The organism is Methylobacterium hispanicum, assembly GCF_022179285.1.
Taxonomy (GTDB): domain Bacteria; phylum Pseudomonadota; class Alphaproteobacteria; order Rhizobiales; family Beijerinckiaceae; genus Methylobacterium; species Methylobacterium hispanicum.
This window is the reverse complement of the sequence record NZ_BPQO01000025.1, coordinates 13342-31991: the sequence shown is the minus strand read 5'-3', so window position 1 is coordinate 31991 and position 18650 is coordinate 13342. Positions and strand designations below refer to the sequence as shown.

Sequence of the window (18650 nt, the reverse complement as noted above, 5' to 3'; positions counted from 1 at the left end):
ATGCGCGTCGTCTTCATGGGCACCCCGGATTTCGCGGTGCCGACGCTGGCGAGGCTGGCCGAGGACGGCCACGCGATCACCGCCGTCTACACCCGCGCGCCGGCCCGGGGCGGGCGGGGCATGGCCGTGCGCCCCTCCCCCGTCCAGGCGCTCGCCGACACGCTCGGCCTGCCGGTGCTGACGCCCGCGAGCCTGAAGGGGCCCGAGGCCGCCGAGACCTTCGCGGCCCACGACGCGGACGTCGCCGTCGTCGTCGCCTACGGCATGCTCCTGCCGCCCGCGATCCTCGCCCTGCCCCGCCACGGCTGCCTCAACCTGCACGGCTCGCTCCTGCCGCGCTGGCGCGGCGCCGCCCCGATCCAGCGCGCCGTGATGGCGGGCGACCCCGAGAGCGGCGTCGGCGTGATGCGCATGGAGGCCGGGCTCGATACCGGCCCTGTGGCGCTCGAGGCGCGGGTGCCGATCACCCCCGGCCTGACCGCGGGTGAATTGCACGACGCGCTGATGCCCCTGGGCGCCGACCTGATGGGACAGGCGCTGCGCCGGCTGGAGGCGGGCGACCTCGCCTTCGCGCCGCAGCCGGAGGCGGGCGTCGTCTACGCCCACAAGATCACCAACGACGAGGCGCGGATCGACTGGTCTCAGCCTGCCGAGGCGGTGGTCCGGCAGGTCAACGGCCTGTCGCCCTTCCCCGGCGCCTTCTTCGAGGCCGATCTCGGCAAGGGTGCGGAGCGCGTGAAGGTGCTGCGGGCGCTGCCCACTTCCGGCTCCGGCGCGCCCGGCACGCTCCTCGACGAGGGCTGCACCGTGGCCTGCGGCACGGGCGCGGTGCGCCTGCTCGAACTGCGCCGGGCCGGCAAGGGCGGGGTCGCGAGCGGCGCGGAGTTCCTGCGCGGGGTTCGGCTGGAGCCCGGCGCGCGGCTCTCCACCTGAGATGCCCCGCTACAAGCTCGTCATCGAGTACGACGGCGCGCCCTTCCGCGGCTGGCAGCGGCAGGCGGAGGACCCCTCCGTGCAGGCGGCCCTCGAAGAGGCTGTGCTGCGCTTCTCGGGCGAGACCGTCCGGCTCACCTGCGCCGGGCGCACCGATGCGGGGGTGCACGCGATCGGGCAGGTGGCGCATCTCGATCTCGCCAGGGACTGGCGCACCGACACCGTGCGGGACGCGCTCAACGCCCATCTCCGGCCGCAACCCGTGGCGGTGCTCTCGGCCGAGATCGTGCCGGAGACCTTCGATGCCCGCCACTCGGCGATCCGGCGGCACTACCGCTACCGCATCCTCAACCGGCGCAGCCCCGCGGCGCTGACCCGCGCCCATGTCTGGCAGGTGCCCTGGGCCCTCGACCCGGAACTGATGCACGCGGCCGCCCAGCGGATGCTCGGCCGCCACGACTTCTCGGCCTTCCGCGCGGCGGAGTGCCAGGCCAACAGCCCCGTGCGCACGCTGGAGCAGCTCGACGTGGCGCGAGTGCGCTTCGGCCTGTTCGACGAGATCGTCGTGGCGACGGCGGCGCGCTCCTTCCTGCACCATCAGGTGCGGGCGATGGTCGGCACGCTGATGCTGGCGGGCTCGCGCCGCCTCTCGGCCGACGACGTCGCCGAGATCCTGGCGACGCGGGCCAAGCACCGCTGCGGCCCGCTGGCCCCGGCCTGCGGGCTCACCTTCGCGGGCGTGGACTACGCCTGATCCGAGCCCGACGCGCCATCCTTTTCCCGGACGCCTGGAACGAAGTGGAAGGTGATCCGGGATCCAGCGAGCAGAGTGCCGCGAAGCGGCTCGATCTTCATTCCCCGTCGCTGCATGCGGACGCTGCGCGTCTCCTTGTGCTGGATCCCGGATCACCCTCCGCTGACGCTCCGGGCGTCCGGGAAAGGGGCGGCGCCATTCCAGCCGGTGCACCGGAGGCGGCCCTCACCGCCTCCGCTTGATCGAGCCCACGGTCTGCATCTGGGCCTGCGCGTCGGCGCGGTCGTCCTCGCTCGCGGCCGCCCAGTTCTTCTCGTAGAGCGTGACGATCCACTCGTCCTTGCGCCCCTGCGCGCCCTCGCGGGCGAGCGCCAGCCACATCAGGCCGCGCACCCGCTGCACCGGCACGCCGCCCATCCCGTTGACCAGGATGTCGCCCAGGAGCGCCTGGGCCGGGTGGTGGCCCTTCTCCGCCGCGAGGTTGAACCAGCGGGCCGCCTGCCGCGCGTCGGCATCGACCCCGGTCCCCTCCAGGTAGAGGCGGGCGAGGTTGTACTGCGCGTTCGGGTCGCCGAAATAGGACGCCGCGTAGTTGAACATGTCGTAGGCCCGCGCCGGGTTCGGGCGCACGTAGGTGCCCTTGATCCCGTCGAGGAAGTAGGCCCCGAGCGCGTTGAAGGCGCTCGCGGTCACGCCCGAGATCTGCGCGTCCGGCGCGTCGTCGGTGCCGGCATCGGCGATGCGCGAGAAGTACTCGAAGGCCTTCAGGTCGTCGTGCGGCACGCCGTCCCCGTCGGCGTACATGCGGCCGAGCTTCCACAGGGCGAGCGCGTGGCCCTGCCCCGCGGCGTATTCGAGCGCGCGCGCGGCGCCTTCCTTGTCGCCCGCGTTGTACTCGCGCACGCCCGCGCGGAGCGCATCCTTGGCCGAGCGGTAGGTCTTCTCGGGCACGGGGGTGCGGGCGGTGGCGTCGAGCGCGCGCGGGGCCGGGACCGAGGCGAGCGTCATCGCGGCCGCGAGCCCGGCGAAGCCGAGGAGGCGCAGGATCTCCGCGCGCGGGTTGGACAGGCCGGGCCGACACGGATCGGCCCCGGCCGGCCGCGCGGGCCAGCTGAGGTCGGACCTAGACGTCCGCATAGGTCTGCGTCTCCTTGGCGCCGCCCGGATGGGTCACGGCGCCGGTCACAGCCGGGCCGACGCCCTGCGCGTATTTCCAGAGATAGCCGGAGGTCGCGGTGTTGGCGCGCGGGGCCCAGGCCTTGCGGCGCTCGGCCAGCTCCGCGTCGGAGAGCGCCACGTCGAGGGTGCCCTGGATCGCGTCGAGCGTGATCAGGTCGCCGTCGCGGATCAGGCCGATCGGCCCGCCGACCGCGGCCTCGGGCCCGACATGGCCCACGCAGAAGCCGCGGGTGGCGCCCGAGAAGCGCCCGTCCGTGATCAGCGCGACCTTGTCGCCCATACCCTGGCCGTAGAGGGCAGCGGTGGTCGAGAGCATCTCGCGCATGCCGGGGCCGCCGCGCGGGCCCTCGTAGCGGATCACCAGGACCTCGCCCTCCTTGTAGGTCCGGCTCTGCACCGCCTGGAAGCAGGCCTCCTCGCCGTCGAAGACGCGGGCCGGGCCGGTGAAGACCTGATGCTCGGCCGGCATGCCCGCGACCTTCACGATCGCGCCCTCGGGGGCGAGGTTGCCCCGCAGGCCCACCACGCCGCCGGTCGGGGTGATCGGGGCGTTGGCCGGGCGGACCACGTCCTGGTCCGGGTTCCAGGCCACCTTCTCGAGGTTCTCCGCGATGGTGCGGCCGGTGACCGTCAGGCAGTCGCCGTGCAGGTAACCGTGGTCGAGGAGCGTCTTCATCAGGAGCGGGATGCCGCCGACCTCAAACATGTCCTTGGCGACGTAGCGCCCGCCGGGCTTGAGGTCGGCGATGTAGGGCGTGCGCCGGAAGATCTCGGCCACGTCGAACAGGGTGAATTCGATGCCGCACTCGTGGGCGATCGCCGGCAGGTGGAGCGCCGCGTTGGTCGAGCCGCCGGAGGCCGCGACGGTGGCGGCGGCGTTCTCCAGCGCCTTGCGGGTGACGATGTCGCGCGGGCGGATGTTCTTGGCGATGAGCTCCATCACCTTCTCGCCGGCCGCGGCGCAGAACTTGTCGCGGATCTCGTAAGGGGCGGGCGCGCCGGCCGAGTAGGGCAGCGCCAGCCCGATCGCCTCGGACACGGTCGCCATGGTGTTGGCCGTGAACTGCGCGCCGCAGGCGCCGGCCGAGGGGCAGGCGACCTGCTCCAATTCGTCCAGGTCCTCCAGGCTCATGTCGCCGACCGCGACCTTGCCGACCGCCTCGAACAGGTCCTGCACGGTGACCGGCCGGCCCCGGAAGGAGCCCGGCAGGATCGAGCCGCCGTAGATGAAGATCGACGGCACGTTGAGGCGCACCATCGCCATCATCATGCCGGGCAGCGACTTGTCGCAGCCGGCCAAGCCCACGAGCGCGTCGTAGGCGTGGCCGCGCATGGTCAGCTCGACCGAGTCCGCGATGACCTCGCGGGACGGCAGCGAGGCGCGCATGCCGGCATGCCCCATGGCGATGCCGTCGGTGACCGTGATGGTGCAGAACTCGCGCGGCGTGCCGTGGGCGGCGGCCACGCCCTTCTTCACGGCCTGGGCCTGGCGCATCAGCGAGATGTTGCAGGGGGCGGCCTCGTTCCAGCATGAGGCGACGCCGACGAGCGGCTGATGGATCTGCTCGCGGGTCAGGCCCATGGCGTAAAGATACGAGCGGTGCGGCGCGCGGTCAGGACCTTCCGTCACGTGCCGGCTCGGCAGCTTCGACTTGTCGTTCACGCGCGCGTCCATGACCCGGGCCCTGTCCGTACTCAGCGACGATTCTCGGATGTGGGGTGCGCGCGGCCGTTCCACATCGCCTTGCGGCGCTGTGCGAAGGGTCGAAACGCTGTCCGGAATCCCTCGTAACAGCGCGGTAAAGCGTTGCAGAATCTGCCGTTTACCGCTGATGCTGAGGTGGTCCCGGTTTATGGCGGGAACGCGGCGGTTCGGGGCAGCACTCAGGGCAAACCCGGGATGCTTTCGCGGTGTTGCGACCTCGCCACAGCCACGCTTGCGGGCGAATACCGATGAGGCGCCGGGCTAACCTTGGACGAGCGCCGCCGGAAGGTCCGGAGCTTCGAGAGCGCGGTCGCTCTCGTCCTTCAGGTGCACGCCGGTGAGGCCGCGGCTGAGCGCCTGACCGATGAGCCAGGCGAGCTTGAAGGCCGCCGCGTCCGGCGCGAGGCCGGCCGCGCGCACGTTCGAGATGCAGTTGCGCTCGGCGTCCGACCGGCCGGGACGGGGTCCGAAGGTCAGGTAGATCCCCAGGCTGTCGGGGGAGGACAGGCCCGGCCGCTCGCCGATCAGCACGGCGACGGCGCGCGCCCGCAGGGCCTCGCCGACGGCGTCGCCCAGCGCGACGCGGGCTTGCCCCGCGACGACGACCGGCGCGAGGCGCCAGCCGGCCTTCTCCGCGTGCGGCCGGAAGGCTTCGAGGACGGGCACGGCGTTCTCGTGGATCGCCCGGGCCGAGAGCCCGTCCGCAACCACGAGGGCGAGGTCGCAGGGCTCCCCGGCGGCCGCCGCCAGCGCGTCGCGGCTCTCCGGGGCGAGGCTGCGGCCGAGATCGGGCCGGCGCAGATAGGTGGCGCGGTCCTCGGCCCGCGAGGCGGCGGCGCGCACGGTCAGGCCGAGCGCCTCGATCCCGGCCCGGACCGCGTCGGCATCCATCGGGGTGTGGACGGCGTCCCGCGCCTGGGCGTGGGCGAGGCCGAAGCCGAGGACGCTGCGGGTGGTCTGGCCGCTGCCGGCCCGGCCGAGGCCGATCCGCGCGGGCGTCAGCCGGGCGAGCCGCGCCCAGATCTCGGCCTGATCGCTCACGCGGCGAGCCCCGGTGCGTCGGCGAGCAGGCGGTTCTCTGCCCCTGTCAGCAGGGTCCCGGCCCCGTCCGTGAGGCCGATCGCGTGGAGCCAGGCCTCGAACTCGGGCGCCCGCTTCAGGCCCAGCACCTCCCGCAGGTAGAGCGAGTCGTGGAAGGCGGTGGACTGGTAGTTCAGCATCACGTCGTCGGCGCCCGGCACGCCCATGATGTAGGTGCAGCCGGCAGCCCCCAGCAGCGTCAGGAGCGTGTCCATGTCGTCCTGGTCGGCCTCGGCGTGGTTGGTGTAGCAGACGTCGACGCCGAGCGGCACGCCCATCAGCTTGCCGCAGAAATGGTCCTCCAGCCCGGCCCGGATGATCTCCTTGCCATCGTAGAGGTATTCGGGCCCGATGAAGCCCACCACCGTGTTGACGAGGAGCGGCCGGAAGGGCCGCGCCACCGCGTAGGCGCGCGCCTCCAGGGTCTGCTGGTCGATGCCGTGATGCGCGTCGGCCGAGAGGCAGGAGCCCTGGCCAGTCTCGAAATACATGCCGTTGTCGCCGAGGCTGCCGCGCTTGAGGGACAGCATCGCCTCGTGCGCCTCCTTGAGGAGATCGAGCGTCACGCCGAAGCTCGCGTTGGCGGCCTCCGTGCCGGCGATCGACTGGAAGACCAGATCGACCGGCAGGCCCCGCTCCATCGCCTCCAGGGTGGTGGTGACGTGGGTGAGCACGCAAGCCTGCGTCGGGATGGCGTGGCGCTGGATCAGCGCGTCGAGGAGGTGCAGGAGGTCGCCGAGCGCCTGGACCGAATCGGAGGCCGGGTTGATGCCGATCACCGCGTCGCCGCAGCCGTAGGAGAGCCCGTCGAGGACCGCCGCGGTGATGCCGGCCGGGTCGTCGGTCGGGTGGTTCGGCTGCAGCCGCACCGCGAGCGTGCCGGGCAGGCCGATCGTGTTGCGGAACTTCGTCACCACCCTGCATTTGCGGGCGACCAGGATCAGGTCCTGGTTGCGCATGATCTTGGAGACGGCCGCGGCCATCTCGGGCGTGACCGCGGGGGCGATGCGGGCCAGCGTCTCCGGGGAGGCGGTGAGCAGGAACTCGCGGAAGTCGCCGACCGTGAGGTGGCCGATCTCCGCGAAGCCGGCCGCGTCGTGGGTGTCGAGGATCAGGCGGGTGACGGCGTCGGCCTCGTAGGGGATCAGCGGCCGGGCCAGGATCTCCTTGAGCGTCACCTCGGCGAGGCACCAGCGCGCGGCCCAACTCTCCTCCGCGGACTCCGCCGCGATGCCGGCGAGCCGGTCGCCCGAGCGCGGCGGCGTCGCCTTGGCCATCAGGGTGGCGAGGTCGGCGAAGGCCCAGGTTCGGGGGCCGACGACGTGGCGGTAGGCCATCGGGGGACCTCTCGGGCTCGTGACGTTGGCTGAACGTTGGCTGAGCGTATCAGACCGGGCGGGCTTGGCGATGCCCCTTGTCCTCGCGTTCCCAGCGCCTGCGCTCTCCCTCCCCCCAGACGGGAAGGGAGCATCCGCGGAGGATCACAGGACAACAGGATCCAGCTATGCCGCCCCGGCATGCGGCGCCGGCACCTCCGTCGAGATCGCGTCGACGGTGCGCGGCATCGGGCTGCCCGAACCGTCCGAGCGCTGGATGCGGATCTGCTGGTTGACCGGCTGCATGTTGCCGTAGGGCGTCGAGAAGGCGATCTCGGCGGCATCCCGGCCGACGCCGATGCGCACCAGCCCGTCGAGATCGGCCTGACGGGTGGCGTCGAACAGCCACCAGCGCCCGTCGAGATAGGCCTCGAACACGGCGTGGAAGTCGCTCGGCACGAGGCCGTGGGCGTAGCAGCTCACGAAGCGGGCCGGGATGCCGAGCGCCCGGCAGAAGGCGGTGCCGAGATGCGCGAAGTCGCGGCAGACGCCGGCCCGCTTCAAGAGGCTCTCGTCGGCGGTGGTCTCGCCGTCGCTGGCGCCCGGCTGGTAGGTGATGTGGTCGTGGATCCAGTTGCAGATCGCGTTGACGCGCTGGTGCCCCTTGGGGAGCGCGCCGAACTCGGCCAGCGCGAAGGGCGCGAGCCGGTCCGAGGAGACGAAGCGGCTCGGCAGCAGGAACGGCAGGATGTCCAGCGGCAGCGCCGAGACCGGCGTCTCGTTGATCGTCGCCGGGTCGGCCCGGTGCACGGTCAGATCGACCTCGGCATTGTACTCCAGCGTGAACTGACCCATCGGCACGTTGACGCCGAGGTAGCGGTTCTGGAGATCCGGCGTGATGTAGACCTCGCGTTTCAGGTCCGGCGTGAGAACGAGGCTCTCGCTCAGGATCTCGACGCTCTTCAGCTTCGCGACCTCGAGGTTGAAGATGAAGGTGGTGTCCGAGAGGATGTTGTAGGACAGGGTGCAGCCGAGGGTGTAGCGCATCGGGACGGGATCTTTCGGGGGGCGGCTCTCAGCCGGAGCAAAGTGCCCGCCCCCGCCCCGGTTCCGCCCACCGCTGCACGAAGAAGCGCCGCTGTCTCAGGCGTTTGCCCGCGGTTGCAGCACCACCGTCAGGGAGCGCACCCCCTGCGCCCCGTGGATCAGCACGCCCTCGATGTCGGCGGTGGCCGACGGCCCTGTATGCAGCACCGCGTAGGCGGCCTGCCCGAATTCGGGGCGCAGGTAGGCTGCCTGAACGTTGGGCAGGATGTCGGCGGGATCGAGCAGCACCACGAGGTGCTGGGCGAGGTAGGCCACCGCGTTCACGATCAACTGACCTTCCGTGAACAGCACCGAGCCCGTCTCCGCGATGCCGAACACGGCGCGCACCACCGCCACGTCGACGTCGTCCACGTCCCGCGGCCGGGCGACCGCCTCGAGATCGCGGTTGCCGGCGAGTTCGGGCACCGCGGAGGCGACGACCTTCGCCCCGTCCAGGCGCTCGCGCACGCCCGCGAAGACGTCGTCCGCCCCGGGCTCGGCGATGCGACCGCCCATGCGCTTCAGGCGCTCGCCGAACTCGGCCACGAGGTCGTCGCCGACGAGCGGCGTGAACCGCGGCACCGCGGGCAGCGGGTGCTCGCCCGCCGGCCGGTTCTTCCGGATCTCGGCCAGGATCGCGTCGCGCGCGCTCATTTGGCGCCGTCCTTCATGCGGTTCTCCCTGTACCAAGCGTGGAAGCTCTGCCGGGGAGCGTCGGGCATCTCGCGCTTCTTCCCCCAGGTGTTGAGCGGGTTGTAGACGGCGAAGCGCGGCAGCACCTTGAGCGCCGAATCCGCCGCGCCGATCGCCGCCCGGTAGGCCGCAGGCCTTGAGAGCACGGCGCCCGCGGCCTTCATCATGCCCTGCTTGAGCATCGGGATCTGGTGCTCCTCGGCCAGCACCTTGCGCCAGGCGAAGATCTGCTCGTGGATGTTGATCTTCACCGGACAGACGTTGGTGCAGGAGCCGTTCATGGTCGAGGAGAACGGCAGGGTCGAGTACTTCCGCTTGTTGAAGGTCGGATCGATGATCAGCCCGATCGGGCCGGCATAGGTCGCCCCGTAGGAGAGGCCGCCCGAGCGCCGGTAGACCGGGCAGGTGTTCATGCAAGCGCCGCAGCGGATGCATTTGAGCGAGGTCCAGAACTCTTCCATCCCGAGCCGCGCGGCGCGGCCGTTGTCGACCAGCACGTAGTGCATCTCGGTGCCGGCCCGGGGCCCGCGGAAGTGCGAGGTGTACTGGGTGATCGGCGAGCCGAGCGCCGAGCGCGCGAGGATGCGCAGGAACACGCCCAGGTGCTCGACGCGGGGGATCAGCTTCTCGATGCCGATCGAGTGGATCTGGAGCTTCGGCACGTTGCCGGAGAGGTCGGCATTGCCCTCGTTGGTGCAGGTGACGACCGTGCCGGTCTCGGCCACCGCGAAGTTGCAGCCGGTCAGCCCCGCATCGGCGTTCAGGATGTAGGGTCGGGTGGTCTCGCGCTGGCTCTCGGCGAGGTAGTGGGCGTCGTCGTTGTCCGGGTCGGTCCCGAGCGTGCGGGCGAAGACTTCGGCCACGTCGAAGCGGGTCTTGTGGGCGGCCGGCACCACGACGTGGCTCGGCTCCTCGTTGTCGAGCTGCTGGATGCGCTCGCCGAGATCGGTCTCGATGATCTCGACGCCCTCGCCCTCCATGAAGTGGCGGAATCCACACTCCTCGGTGAGCATCGACTTCGACTTCACCAGCGTCCTGGCGCCGTGGTCGCGCAGGATGCCGAGCACGATCCGGTTGTGGTCGGCCCCGTCCTTCGCCCAGTGCACGTGGACGCCGTTGGCCTTGGCCGCCGCCTCGAACTGCTCGAGATAGGTGTCGAGGTTCGCGAGCGTGTGCTGCTTGATCTGCGAGGCGAGCTCCCGCAGCTCCTCCCATTCGGGAATGCCGTGGGCGGCCGTGTCGCGCTTGCGGCGCAGGTCCCACAGCCGCTCGTCGTGGGCGGCGGCGTGCAGCGGCGCGGCGAGGAAGCGCTCGGCGGCCTCGCCCTGGTCGATCGGCCGGTCGCCCCGGATCTTGGCGCCGCGGGGCTGGGGCTCGCGCTGGGCGGGCGCCTGGATCGGCTTCGAGGTGCCCTCGGCGTGGTCGAGGCGGCGCCCGTCCTGACCGCGCTCGCTCGCGTCGTCGGGCGCGCGCACGGCCGGGTTGACGACCCCCTCGCGCTCGCGGGGGTGAAGCTCCTCGCTCATGCGGCGGCTCCGTTCAGCACCTGGGCGATGTGGATGTACTTGAGCGGCAGGCCGAGGCGCTCGGCGCAGCCCTTCTGGTGCATCAGGCAGGAGGAATCGGCCGAGACCACGTACTCGGCCCCGGCCCGTTTCTGGTCGGCCACCTTGTCGTAGCCCATCTTGGCCGAGACCGCCGGCTCGAAGACCGAGAAGGTGCCGCCGAAGCCGCAGCACTCGTCGGGCCGAGCGAGGTTCACGAGCTCCACGCCCTCGACCTTCTGCAGCAGGTTCAGGGGCTTGGAGAAATACGGCAGGTTCAGCTCGGACGGGCGCGCGTGCCCGATGCCGCGCAGCGCGTTGCAGTTGGCGTGGTAGGCCACCTTGTGGGGAAAGCGCGCCCAGGGCAGCGCCTCGACCTTCAGCACGTCGTGCAGGAACTCGACCAGCTCGTAGGTGCTCGCGCGGACCTTCCGGACCTCGTCGGTCTGCGGGATCGCGGTGAGGTGCTCGCGCACCTGATGCACGCAGCTTCCCGAGGGGGCGACCACGTAGTCGAAGCCGGAGAAATTCCTGACGAAGAGCGCCTCGGTCGCGGCCGCCTCCTGGTGGCAGCCGGTATTGGTCATCGGCTGGCCGCAGCAGGTCTGGTCGTAGGGGTATTCCACCTCGAGGCCGAAGCGCTCCAGGAGTTCGAGCGTGGCGATGCCGACCTCGGGCTCGAAGGCGTCGACGTAGCAGGGGACGAACAGTCCGATACGCATGGCGGCTCCCGGCTCGCCAGCCCCCCGCTCACGTAGGCGTGTGGAACGGTTCGAAACTGGCCGTCCCGGTCTAGCGGATGAGGTTCGTCTTGGCGAGGTCGAGGACCGCGTCACCGCGTCCGCTCATCACGGCGCGCAGCATGTAGAGGCTGAAGCCCTTCACCTGCTGCCCGTCGATCTTCGGCGGGATCGACAGCTCGTTGCGCGCCACCGTGACGTCGAGGAGCGAGGGGCCGTCGAAGGCCAGGAACTCGCTGACCGCGCCCGGCAGGTCGCCCGGATCCTCCACCCGCAGGGCGAAGATGCCGGCCGCGCGCGACATGGCGGCAAAATCCGGGTTGTCGAGGGCGACGCCGGTCTCGAGGTAGCCCGCGGCCTTCATCTCCATCTCGACGAAGCCGAGCGAGCCGTTGTTGAACACCACCACCTTGAGCGGCAGCCGGTGCTGGCGCAGCGTCAGGAAGTCGCCCATCAACATGCTGAACCCACCGTCGCCCGCGAGCGCGATGACCTGCCGGTCGGGCTCGGCCGCCTGCACGCCGATGCCCTGCGCCATGGCGTTGGCCATCGAGCCGTGCACCCAGGAGCCGATGAGGCGGCGGCGCCCGTTCATCGTGAGGTAGCGCGCCGCCCAGACGGTCGGCGTGCCGACATCGGCCGTGAACACGGCGTCGTCCGCGGCCGCCTCGCTGATCACGCGGGTGAGGTATTGCGGGTGGATCAGCCCGCTGCCCGGCCGGCCGGTGGCGAGCTCGTCCAGCCCCTCGCGGGCCCGGGCGTAGTGCTTCAGGCTGGCGTCGAGCCAGGCGCGGTCGCTCTTGCCCGCGAGCTTCGGCAGGAGGGCCTGGATCGTCGCCCGCACGTCGCCGACGAGGCCGCGATCGATGCGGCAGCGCCGCCCCAATTCGTGCGGGCGGATGTCGACCTGCGCGACCTTGGCGTCCTGCGGGTAGAACTGCTTGTAGGGGAAGGCCGTGCCGAGCATCAGCAGGGTCTCGCAGCCCATCATCGCGGCGTAGCCCGAGGAGAAGCCGATCAGCCCGGTCATGCCGACATCGTAGGGGTTGTCGTACTCCACGTGGTCCTTGCCGCCGAGCGCGTGCACGATCGGGCTCTTCAGGGCCTCGGCGAGCTGCATCAGCTCCGCGTGCGCCCCGGCGCAGCCGCGCCCGCACAGCAGCGTCACGCGCTTCGAGCCGTTCAGGAGCTCCGCGAGCGCGTCGAGGTCGGAATCGGCCGGGCGCACCATCGGGCGCGGCGGGATCAGGCCGGCGCGGGGCGTCACGCCGCGCTTGGGCGCATCCTTCATGGCGACGTCGCCCGGGATCACCACCACGGCGACGCCCCGCTGGCCGATGGCCGCGCGCATCGCGTTCTCCAGCACGAACGGAAGCTGGGCCGGGTCCGAGACCAGCTCGCAGTAATGACTGCAATCGCGGAACAGCGCGGTCGGGTTCGTCTCCTGGAAGTAGCCGGAGCCGATCTCGGCCGAGGGGATGTGGGCGGCGATGGCGAGCACGGGCGCGCCCGTGCGGTGGCAATCGTAGAGGCCGTTGACGAGGTGGACGTGGCCCGGCCCGCAGGAGCCGGCGCAGACGGCGAGCCCGCCGGTGATCTGGCTCTCGGCGCCCGCCGCGAAGGCGCCGGCCTCCTCGTGGCGGACGTGGATCCAATCGATCGTGCCCCGCGCCCGGATCGACTCGGTGATGGCGTTCAGGCTGTCGCCGACGACGCCGAAGATCCGGCGGACGCCCGCCTCCTGGAGGGTCTCGACGACGAGGTCGGCGACGTTGGTGATGCGCATGGGCAGTGGCTCCCGTATCCGCGGGCCGAACCCGTGAGAACCGGGGCGGTTCCTCGCCTTCGCAGGGCATCAGCCATCTATTCGGCGCAGGGTTCCCGGCCGGATGACACTATTGTGCGTTATCCTGCATCCCGCAGCTTGGCGAAGCGCTTCAATATGCGCTCCCGGCGCAGGCGCGACAGGCGCTCGATCCAGAAGACGCCGTCAAGCTGGTCGATCTCGTGCTGCAGGCAGGCCGCGCGAAAACCCTCGGCGCGCTCCTCTTGGCCGACGCCGTCGAGGTCCTGGAAGCGCACCCGCACCCAGGCGGCGCGCTCGACGTCGTCGGCGACCCCCGGCATCGAGACGCTGCCCTCGCGGCCGGCCGCGCGCTCGGGCGCGGCCTCCACGACCTCCGGGTTGCAGTAGACGCTCGCCGGGCCGCCGGGCTCGGGGCGCAGCACCACGAGGCGGCGCAACTCGCCGACATGCGCCGCGGTGAGCCCCGCCGCCATCGCGGCGTCGAGGCTGGCGGTGAGATCGGCGGCGAGTGCCCGCAGATCGTCGTCGAAGGTCTCGACGCGCGCGCAAGAGCGGCGCAGCCGCGGATCGGGCCAGAGGATCAGCGGCCGCGCCGGCACGGCGTCGTGCTCAGCGCACCAGCGCCAGGGAGGCGCCGGACTTGGTCAACTGGCCGTCGAGGCTGCCGCCGCCCTGGCGCAGGCGCGCCGCCACGGTGCCGCCGGCCTGGTAGAGGTAGACCTCGCCGTCGCGAAAATCCCAGGCCGAGACCTTGGCGAGATCCTTGTTCGGGCAGCCGCCGGCGCTGGCCTTGTAGAGGTCGAGGGCGGGCGCGCTCGACAGGGTGACCTTGCAGGCGGCGCCGGTGGCGTCCTTGGCCTCCCAGGTGCCGACCACGGCCGAGCGCCCGCCAGCGACGACCGGCGGCGGGGCGGGGGGCGGGACGACGGGCTCCGGGATGACGTTCGAGCCGGGCGGTGCGGCGGTCGCGACCTGGGTTCCGGGGGCGACGACCGGCTCGTCGGGCGCGGCGGCGGCGCCGGGCGGGGGCGCGAGCGGGCTCGTGGTCACGGCGCCCGAGGGCACGGCCGGCACCGAGGTGTCGAGGGCGGCCTGGGGCCCGGGTCCGCGGGTGCGCGGCGCGTCGAGGCGCTTCGAGGCGCAGGCGCCGAGGCTGGCTGCGAGCACCAGAACGGCGGTTGTCGACAGAAACGGACGCGTCATCGACCTCGGATCCCGTGGGGCGCCCCCTCGCGGCGCGCGGTCCCTGCCTCGCCATCAAATGCGATGCCCGCAAGGCGGTGCCGGGTCGGGCCCTCTGGGAAGCGGGGACGGGGCGGGATTTCCGCCGGACTGTGGCGCCCCGGTCGCACCCGCGCGTCTCGAGCAGGTCCGAGACGAAACGGCCTGGATGCCGCCACCCCGGCCGCCGGGAGCCAACAGGGTCGTGGATCCCAAAGGTCGAGACCTTTGGCGGGTGCAGGGTGGAACCCTGCATTTGGAACCTCCACCCCGGCTTTGCCGGGTCGGCGATCCCAAGCCAGGGGCTTCGCGCCCCTGGACCTCGCCCAAGGGGCTCGCCCCTTGGGGATCCCGGGACCTAGACCGCGCGCTCGACCATCATCTTCTTGATCTCGGCGATGGCCTTGGCCGGGTTCAGGTTCTTCGGGCAGGTGTTGGCGCAGTTCATGATCGTGTGGCAGCGGTAGAGCCGGAACGGGTCGTGCAGGCTGTCGAGCCGGTCGCCGGTGTTCTCGTCGCGCGAGTCGATCAGCCAGCGATAGGCCTGCAGCAGGGCCGCCGGGCCGAGGAAGCGGTCGCCGTTCCACCAGTAGCTCGGGCAGCTCGTGGTGCAGCAGGCGCACAGGATGCACTCGTAGAGGCCGTCGAGACGGGCGCGGTCCTCCGGCGTCTGGCGCCACTCCTTCTCGGGGGCGGGCGTCTCGGTCTGGAGCCAGGGCTCGATCGCGGCGTGCTGGGCGAAGAAGTTGGTCAGGTCCGGGACCAGATCCTTCAGCACCGGCATGTGCGGGAGGGGATAGATCCGCACCGCGCCGTCCTTGTCCTTGCGGGTGAGGATCGGCAGGGCGTTGTCGGGGCTCTTGCACTCGTCGATGCCCATCGTGCAGGCCAGCGTGTTCTGGCCCTCGATGTTCATCGCGCAGGAGCCGCAGATGCCCTCGCGGCAGGAGCGACGGAAGACCAGCGTCGAGTCGACCTTGTTCTTGATCCACAAGAGCGCGTCGAGCACCATCGGCCCGCAATCGTCGCGGTCGACCTGATAGGTGTCGATCCGCGGGTTGGCGCCGTCGTCCGGGTTCCAGCGGTAGATGCGGAAGGTCTGCAGGTTCTTCGCCCCGGCCGGCGCCGGCCAGGACTTGCCCTCGCGGACCTGCGAGTTCTTGGGGAGTGCGAACTGAGCCATAATTCTGCTTTCAGCGAAGACGGTCAGAGAGACGTGTCGGAGGCGAGGACGCGAACCCGCACGCGGTCGTCCTCGATCGTAACGATGGCGCCCGTGCCGAGCGGGGCCTGATGTTCGGTGATCACGCGCACTACCAGGGGCAGGTGGCGTTCCATCTCCACCCGACCGCAGCGGATCTGGATGACGCTTGGCGCGATCAGCGCCTGCCGCGTCAACGCCGCGCCGAAATCGAGATCGCGGGTGAGCACGACCGCGTCGTTCGCGCGCGCCCACGCCATGATCGCGTCATCGGCAGCATCCTGTGGGCCGAGCGCACTCCAATGGACGGCATCGACCCCCTTCCCGTGCAAGCCGGCGATCCAGGCGACCGACAGGTTCATGTCAACGACGAGTTTCATTCTGCCGCAGCCAGCGCGACATCGCGGAAACTCGCCAGCGAGGCTCCGAAGCGGAGCGCTTCGAGAATGTCCTCACGCTCCAGATACGGGTACCCGGCGAGCAGTTCGTCGACCGTCGTTCCGCCGCCCAACTCGCCGAGGATCATACTCACGGTCACGCGCATGCCGCGAATGCAGGGCTTGCCCCCCATGACGGCGGGGTCGACCGAGATCCGGGGGAAGCTCTGGAAGGTATGCATCATGACAGACCTCCTCGACGCGGCACGTGGGCGGAAGCGCTACGGGTGCGTCGCGCGAACCAGGAACGATTCGCGCGACGCGGTCATAAAAATCAATACACGCGCGCCTTCGGCTCGATGTACTGGATCTCGTTCGACATCGTGTAGGTGTGGACCGGGCGGTAATCGATCGTGGTCCGGTGCGCGCTCTCGTCGAGCCAGGAGAGGGTGTGCTTCATCCACTCCTTGTCGTCGCGGTCCGGGAAATCCTCGCGGGCATGCGCCCCGCGCGATTCCTTGCGGTTGGCGGCCGATTCCATCGTCACCACCGCCTGGCCGATCAGGTTGTCGAACTCCAGGGTCTCGAGGAGGTCGGTGTTCCAGACGAGCGAGCGATCGGTGATCTTCACGTCGGCGGCCGCGTGCCAGACCTTGTTGATCAGGCCGCGCCCCTCCTCCAGCACCTCGCCGGTGCGGAAGACCGCGCAGTTGTTCTGCATCGTCTTCTGCATCTCCAGGCGCAGCTCCGCGGTGGGCGTCGCGCCGTCGGCGTAGCGGAAGCGGTCGAGCCGGCTGAGCGCCTTGTCGGTCGCCTCCTTCGGCGCGTCCGGGATCCGGCCGTTGGCCTCGACGATGTCGGCGCAGCGCAGGCCAGCCGCGCGGCCGAACACCACGAGGTCGATCAGCGAGTTCGAGCCGAGGCGGTTGGCGCCGTGCACCGAGACGCAGGCCGCCTCGCCGATCGCCATCAGGCCCGGCACGACGGTGTCCGGGTCGCCGTTCTTAAGGGTCAGCACCTCGCCGTGATAGTTCGTCGGGATGCCGCCCATGTTGTAGTGCACGGTCGGCAGGACCGGGATCGGCTCCTTCGTCACGTCCACGCCCGCGAAGATCTTGGCGCTCTCCGAGATGCCCGGCAGGCGCTCGTGCAGGATCTTCGGGTCGAGGTGGTCGAGGTGGAGGAAGATGTGATCCCCGCCCTTGCCGACGCCGCGGCCGGCCCGGATCTCCATGGTCATCGAGCGCGAGACCACGTCGCGCGAGGCGAGGTCCTTGGCGGACGGCGCGTAGCGCTCCATGAAGCGCTCGCCCTCGGAGTTCGTCAGGTAGCCGCCCTCGCCGCGCGCGCCCTCCGTGATGAGGCAGCCCGCGCCGTAGATGCCGGTCGGGTGGAACTGCACGAATTCCATGTCCTGCAGCGGCAGGCCGGCGCGCAGTACCATGCCGCCGCCGTCGCCCGTGCAGGTATGGGCCGAGGTCGCCGAGAAGTAGGCGCGGCCGTAGCCGCCGGTCGCCAGGATGGTCATCGCGGCGCGGAAGCGGTGGATCTCGCCGGTGGCCTGATCCATCGCGATGACGCCGCGGCAGCGGCCGTCCTCGTCCATCATCAGGTCGAGGGCGAAGTACTCGATGAAGAAGTTGGTCTGGTTCTTCACCGCCTGCCCGTAGAGGGTGTGCAGCATGGCGTGGCCGGTGCGGTCGGCCGCCGCGCAGGTGCGCTGGGCGGTGCCCTTGCCGTAATCGGTGGTCATGCCGCCGAAGGGCCGCTGGTAGATCTTGCCTTCCTCGGTCCGCGAGAACGGCACGCCCCAATGCTCGAGCTCGTACACCGCCGCCGGGGCGTTGCGCACGAGGTACTCGATCGCGTCCTGGTCGCCGAGCCAGTCCGACCCCTTCACGGTGTCGTACATGTGCCAGCGCCAGTCGTCCGGGCCCATGTTGCCGAGCGAGGCCGAGATGCCGCCCTGCGCCGCCACGGTGTGCGAGCGGGTCGGGAAGACCTTGGAGATGCAGGCGGTGCGCAGGCCGGCTTGGCTGCAGCCGACGGTGGCGCGAAGCCCCGCGCCGCCGGCCCCGACGACGACGACGTCGAAGCTGTGGTCGTTGATGGTGTAGGCGGGCTGCGACCCGTTGGTGCCGTTGGCGGCCATGGAAGAGCTCCTGTCGTTCGGGTCAGACGAGGCGGCCCAGCCCCACGCGCAGGATCGCGTAGAAGCAGGCCACGGCGACGACGACCGTGTAGATGGTGTTGGCGAACAGAGCGGTGACGCGCAGCGCCTTGTCGTGGACGTAGTCCTCGATGATCACCTGCATGCCGACGCGCATGTGCAGCGTGACCGAGAGGACGGTGAGGATCAGGACGATCGCCACGAGCGGGTGCCCGATCAGCGCCACCGCCTCCGGGTAGGGGCGGCCGGCCATCATCGCCACGATGATCACGAAACCGATGATCAGCGGAGGGTTGGCGGCGGCGGTGAGGCGCTGGAACCACCAGTGGTCGGCCCCGTGCCCGGAGGCGCCGAGGCCGCGCACGCGGGCGCGCGGGGTGCGGATAGAGACGTTCGTGTCCTGGCGGTTGTCGGCCATCTCTGCCTCCGTCAGCGCAGCGTCAGGGCGGCGGCCCAGATCACGAGAGTGAGGGCCACCGAGCCGATCAGCGTGAAGCGCGACAGGTTCATGCGGGTGGTGCGGTCGAGGCCGACGCCGAAATCCCAGACGAAGTGGCGCAGGCCCCCCAGCATGTGGTGCATCAGGATCCAGGTGTAGCCGAACAGCACGATCCGCCCGATCCACGAGCCGAAGAACCACGCCACCCAGCCGTAGGCCGCCGGGCCGGAGGCGAGGGCCACCAGCCAGATCGCGACCAGCGCCGTGCCGCCGTAGAGGGCGGTGCCGGTGATGCGGTGGGCCACCGACATCGCCATCGTCCAGGTCACGCGGTAGATCTGGAGGTGCGGCGAGAGGGGTTGGGCCGTGGTCGGCCGGGCGGTGGGTGCCATCGTGTCGGGCCTC

Annotated in this window: 19 protein-coding genes; 2 read left to right on the top strand and 17 right to left on the bottom strand. The window is 70.9% G+C overall.

The annotated features are described in order from the left end of the window. Both fmt and truA read left to right on the top strand, forming a co-directional pair. On the top strand, nucleotides 1-933 hold the full coding sequence (gene fmt, locus MFF56_RS23670; protein WP_066919865.1) for a methionyl-tRNA formyltransferase: 933 nt from the start codon (nucleotides 1-3) through the stop codon (nucleotides 931-933). Nucleotide 934: 1 nt separating this feature from the next. After that, entirely contained in the window at nucleotides 935-1687 is a 753-nt protein-coding gene (gene truA, locus MFF56_RS23665) for a tRNA pseudouridine(38-40) synthase TruA (RefSeq protein ID WP_066919867.1), read from the top strand. Nucleotides 1688-1912: 225 nt separating this feature from the next. On the opposite strand, the gene MFF56_RS23660 is transcribed toward truA, so the two are convergent. The 17 genes from MFF56_RS23660 to sdhC form a co-directional block, all read right to left on the bottom strand. Beyond that, nucleotides 1913-2824, bottom strand: a complete 912-nt coding sequence (locus MFF56_RS23660) for a tetratricopeptide repeat protein (protein ID WP_066919869.1) — start codon at nucleotides 2822-2824, stop codon at nucleotides 1913-1915. Beyond that, on the bottom strand, nucleotides 2811-4541 hold the full coding sequence (gene ilvD / locus MFF56_RS23655) for a dihydroxy-acid dehydratase (RefSeq protein ID WP_066919871.1): 1731 nt from the start codon (nucleotides 4539-4541) through the stop codon (nucleotides 2811-2813). Before ilvD ends, MFF56_RS23660 begins: the two co-directional genes overlap by 14 nt. Nucleotides 4542-4832: 291 nt before the next feature. Beyond that, the gene (eutC, locus tag MFF56_RS23650) at nucleotides 4833-5612 is read right to left on the bottom strand and encodes an ethanolamine ammonia-lyase subunit EutC (RefSeq protein ID WP_066919873.1); all 780 of its coding nucleotides are present in this window, start codon (nucleotides 5610-5612) and stop codon (nucleotides 4833-4835) included. Next, nucleotides 5609-6988: an ethanolamine ammonia-lyase subunit EutB gene (locus MFF56_RS23645; RefSeq protein WP_066919875.1), complete on the bottom strand. Its 1380-nt coding sequence runs from the start codon at nucleotides 6986-6988 to the stop codon at nucleotides 5609-5611. Before MFF56_RS23645 ends, eutC begins: the two co-directional genes overlap by 4 nt. Nucleotides 6989-7153: 165 nt before the next feature. Then, complete coding sequence (locus MFF56_RS23640) at nucleotides 7154-8014, bottom strand: transglutaminase-like domain-containing protein (RefSeq protein WP_066919878.1); 861 nt, start codon at nucleotides 8012-8014, stop codon at nucleotides 7154-7156. A gap of 96 nt (nucleotides 8015-8110) precedes the next feature. Beyond that, the gene (locus tag MFF56_RS23635) at nucleotides 8111-8707 is read right to left on the bottom strand and encodes a LutC/YkgG family protein (RefSeq protein WP_238231404.1); all 597 of its coding nucleotides are present in this window, start codon (nucleotides 8705-8707) and stop codon (nucleotides 8111-8113) included. Continuing rightward, nucleotides 8704-10272 (bottom strand): lactate utilization protein B, encoded by a 1569-nt coding sequence (locus tag MFF56_RS23630; RefSeq protein ID WP_238231403.1) that lies wholly within the window; start codon nucleotides 10270-10272, stop codon nucleotides 8704-8706. Before MFF56_RS23630 ends, MFF56_RS23635 begins: the two co-directional genes overlap by 4 nt. Further along, nucleotides 10269-11012: a (Fe-S)-binding protein gene (locus tag MFF56_RS23625; RefSeq protein ID WP_066922564.1), complete on the bottom strand. Its 744-nt coding sequence runs from the start codon at nucleotides 11010-11012 to the stop codon at nucleotides 10269-10271. Before MFF56_RS23625 ends, MFF56_RS23630 begins: the two co-directional genes overlap by 4 nt. Before the next feature lie 70 nt (nucleotides 11013-11082). Beyond that, nucleotides 11083-12816, bottom strand: coding sequence for a ubiquinone-dependent pyruvate dehydrogenase (poxB, locus tag MFF56_RS23620; RefSeq protein WP_066922566.1), 1734 nt, complete (start codon nucleotides 12814-12816; stop codon nucleotides 11083-11085). A gap of 119 nt (nucleotides 12817-12935) precedes the next feature. Next, nucleotides 12936-13436: a peptide deformylase gene (locus MFF56_RS23615; protein ID WP_066922568.1), complete on the bottom strand. Its 501-nt coding sequence runs from the start codon at nucleotides 13434-13436 to the stop codon at nucleotides 12936-12938. Between the two features lie 10 nt (nucleotides 13437-13446). Next, complete coding sequence (locus tag MFF56_RS23610; protein ID WP_238231401.1) at nucleotides 13447-14040, bottom strand: AprI/Inh family metalloprotease inhibitor; 594 nt, start codon at nucleotides 14038-14040, stop codon at nucleotides 13447-13449. Nucleotides 14041-14416: 376 nt separating this feature from the next. After that, complete coding sequence (locus MFF56_RS23605; protein ID WP_066925412.1) at nucleotides 14417-15241, bottom strand: succinate dehydrogenase iron-sulfur subunit; 825 nt, start codon at nucleotides 15239-15241, stop codon at nucleotides 14417-14419. Between the two features lie 23 nt (nucleotides 15242-15264). Continuing rightward, nucleotides 15265-15639 (bottom strand): DUF5615 family PIN-like protein, encoded by a 375-nt coding sequence (locus MFF56_RS23600; protein WP_156453908.1) that lies wholly within the window; start codon nucleotides 15637-15639, stop codon nucleotides 15265-15267. Next, nucleotides 15636-15881: a DUF433 domain-containing protein gene (locus tag MFF56_RS23595; protein ID WP_066925406.1), complete on the bottom strand. Its 246-nt coding sequence runs from the start codon at nucleotides 15879-15881 to the stop codon at nucleotides 15636-15638. Before MFF56_RS23595 ends, MFF56_RS23600 begins: the two co-directional genes overlap by 4 nt. A gap of 89 nt (nucleotides 15882-15970) precedes the next feature. Next, the gene (gene sdhA / locus MFF56_RS23590; RefSeq protein WP_066925403.1) at nucleotides 15971-17788 is read right to left on the bottom strand and encodes a succinate dehydrogenase flavoprotein subunit; all 1818 of its coding nucleotides are present in this window, start codon (nucleotides 17786-17788) and stop codon (nucleotides 15971-15973) included. A gap of 22 nt (nucleotides 17789-17810) precedes the next feature. Then, complete coding sequence (gene sdhD / locus MFF56_RS23585) at nucleotides 17811-18224, bottom strand: succinate dehydrogenase, hydrophobic membrane anchor protein (protein WP_066925401.1); 414 nt, start codon at nucleotides 18222-18224, stop codon at nucleotides 17811-17813. Between the two features lie 11 nt (nucleotides 18225-18235). Beyond that, nucleotides 18236-18637 (bottom strand): succinate dehydrogenase, cytochrome b556 subunit, encoded by a 402-nt coding sequence (gene sdhC / locus MFF56_RS23580; protein ID WP_066925398.1) that lies wholly within the window; start codon nucleotides 18635-18637, stop codon nucleotides 18236-18238. Nucleotides 18638-18650 lie beyond the last annotated feature (13 nt).

Bases quoted from the DNA above. Each gene is read 5' to 3' on its own strand.
- sdhA (WP_066925403.1), bottom strand. From the start codon at position 17,788: ATGGCCGCCAACGGCACCAACGGGTCGCAGCCCGCCTACACCATCAAC.
- poxB (WP_066922566.1), bottom strand. From the start codon at position 12,816: ATGCGCATCACCAACGTCGCCGACCTCGTCGTCGAGACCCTCCAGGAG.
- MFF56_RS23640 (WP_066919878.1), bottom strand. From the start codon at position 8,014: ATGCGCTACACCCTCGGCTGCACCCTGTCCTACAACATCCTCTCGGAC.
- sdhD (WP_066925401.1), bottom strand. From the start codon at position 18,224: ATGGCCGACAACCGCCAGGACACGAACGTCTCTATCCGCACCCCGCGC.
- sdhC (WP_066925398.1), bottom strand. From the start codon at position 18,637: ATGGCACCCACCGCCCGGCCGACCACGGCCCAACCCCTCTCGCCGCAC.
- MFF56_RS23610 (WP_238231401.1), bottom strand. From the start codon at position 14,040: ATGACGCGTCCGTTTCTGTCGACAACCGCCGTTCTGGTGCTCGCAGCC.
- truA (WP_066919867.1), top strand. From the start codon at position 935: ATGCCCCGCTACAAGCTCGTCATCGAGTACGACGGCGCGCCCTTCCGC.
- MFF56_RS23605 (WP_066925412.1), bottom strand. From the start codon at position 15,241: ATGGCTCAGTTCGCACTCCCCAAGAACTCGCAGGTCCGCGAGGGCAAG.
- ilvD (WP_066919871.1), bottom strand. From the start codon at position 4,541: ATGGACGCGCGCGTGAACGACAAGTCGAAGCTGCCGAGCCGGCACGTG.
- MFF56_RS23645 (WP_066919875.1), bottom strand. From the start codon at position 6,988: ATGGCCTACCGCCACGTCGTCGGCCCCCGAACCTGGGCCTTCGCCGAC.
- MFF56_RS23600 (WP_156453908.1), bottom strand. From the start codon at position 15,639: ATGAAACTCGTCGTTGACATGAACCTGTCGGTCGCCTGGATCGCCGGC.
- MFF56_RS23595 (WP_066925406.1), bottom strand. From the start codon at position 15,881: ATGATGCATACCTTCCAGAGCTTCCCCCGGATCTCGGTCGACCCCGCC.
- fmt (WP_066919865.1), top strand. From the start codon at position 1: ATGCGCGTCGTCTTCATGGGCACCCCGGATTTCGCGGTGCCGACGCTG.
- MFF56_RS23635 (WP_238231404.1), bottom strand. From the start codon at position 8,707: ATGAGCGCGCGCGACGCGATCCTGGCCGAGATCCGGAAGAACCGGCCG.
- MFF56_RS23625 (WP_066922564.1), bottom strand. From the start codon at position 11,012: ATGCGTATCGGACTGTTCGTCCCCTGCTACGTCGACGCCTTCGAGCCC.
- MFF56_RS23660 (WP_066919869.1), bottom strand. From the start codon at position 2,824: ATGCGGACGTCTAGGTCCGACCTCAGCTGGCCCGCGCGGCCGGCCGGG.
- MFF56_RS23630 (WP_238231403.1), bottom strand. From the start codon at position 10,272: ATGAGCGAGGAGCTTCACCCCCGCGAGCGCGAGGGGGTCGTCAACCCG.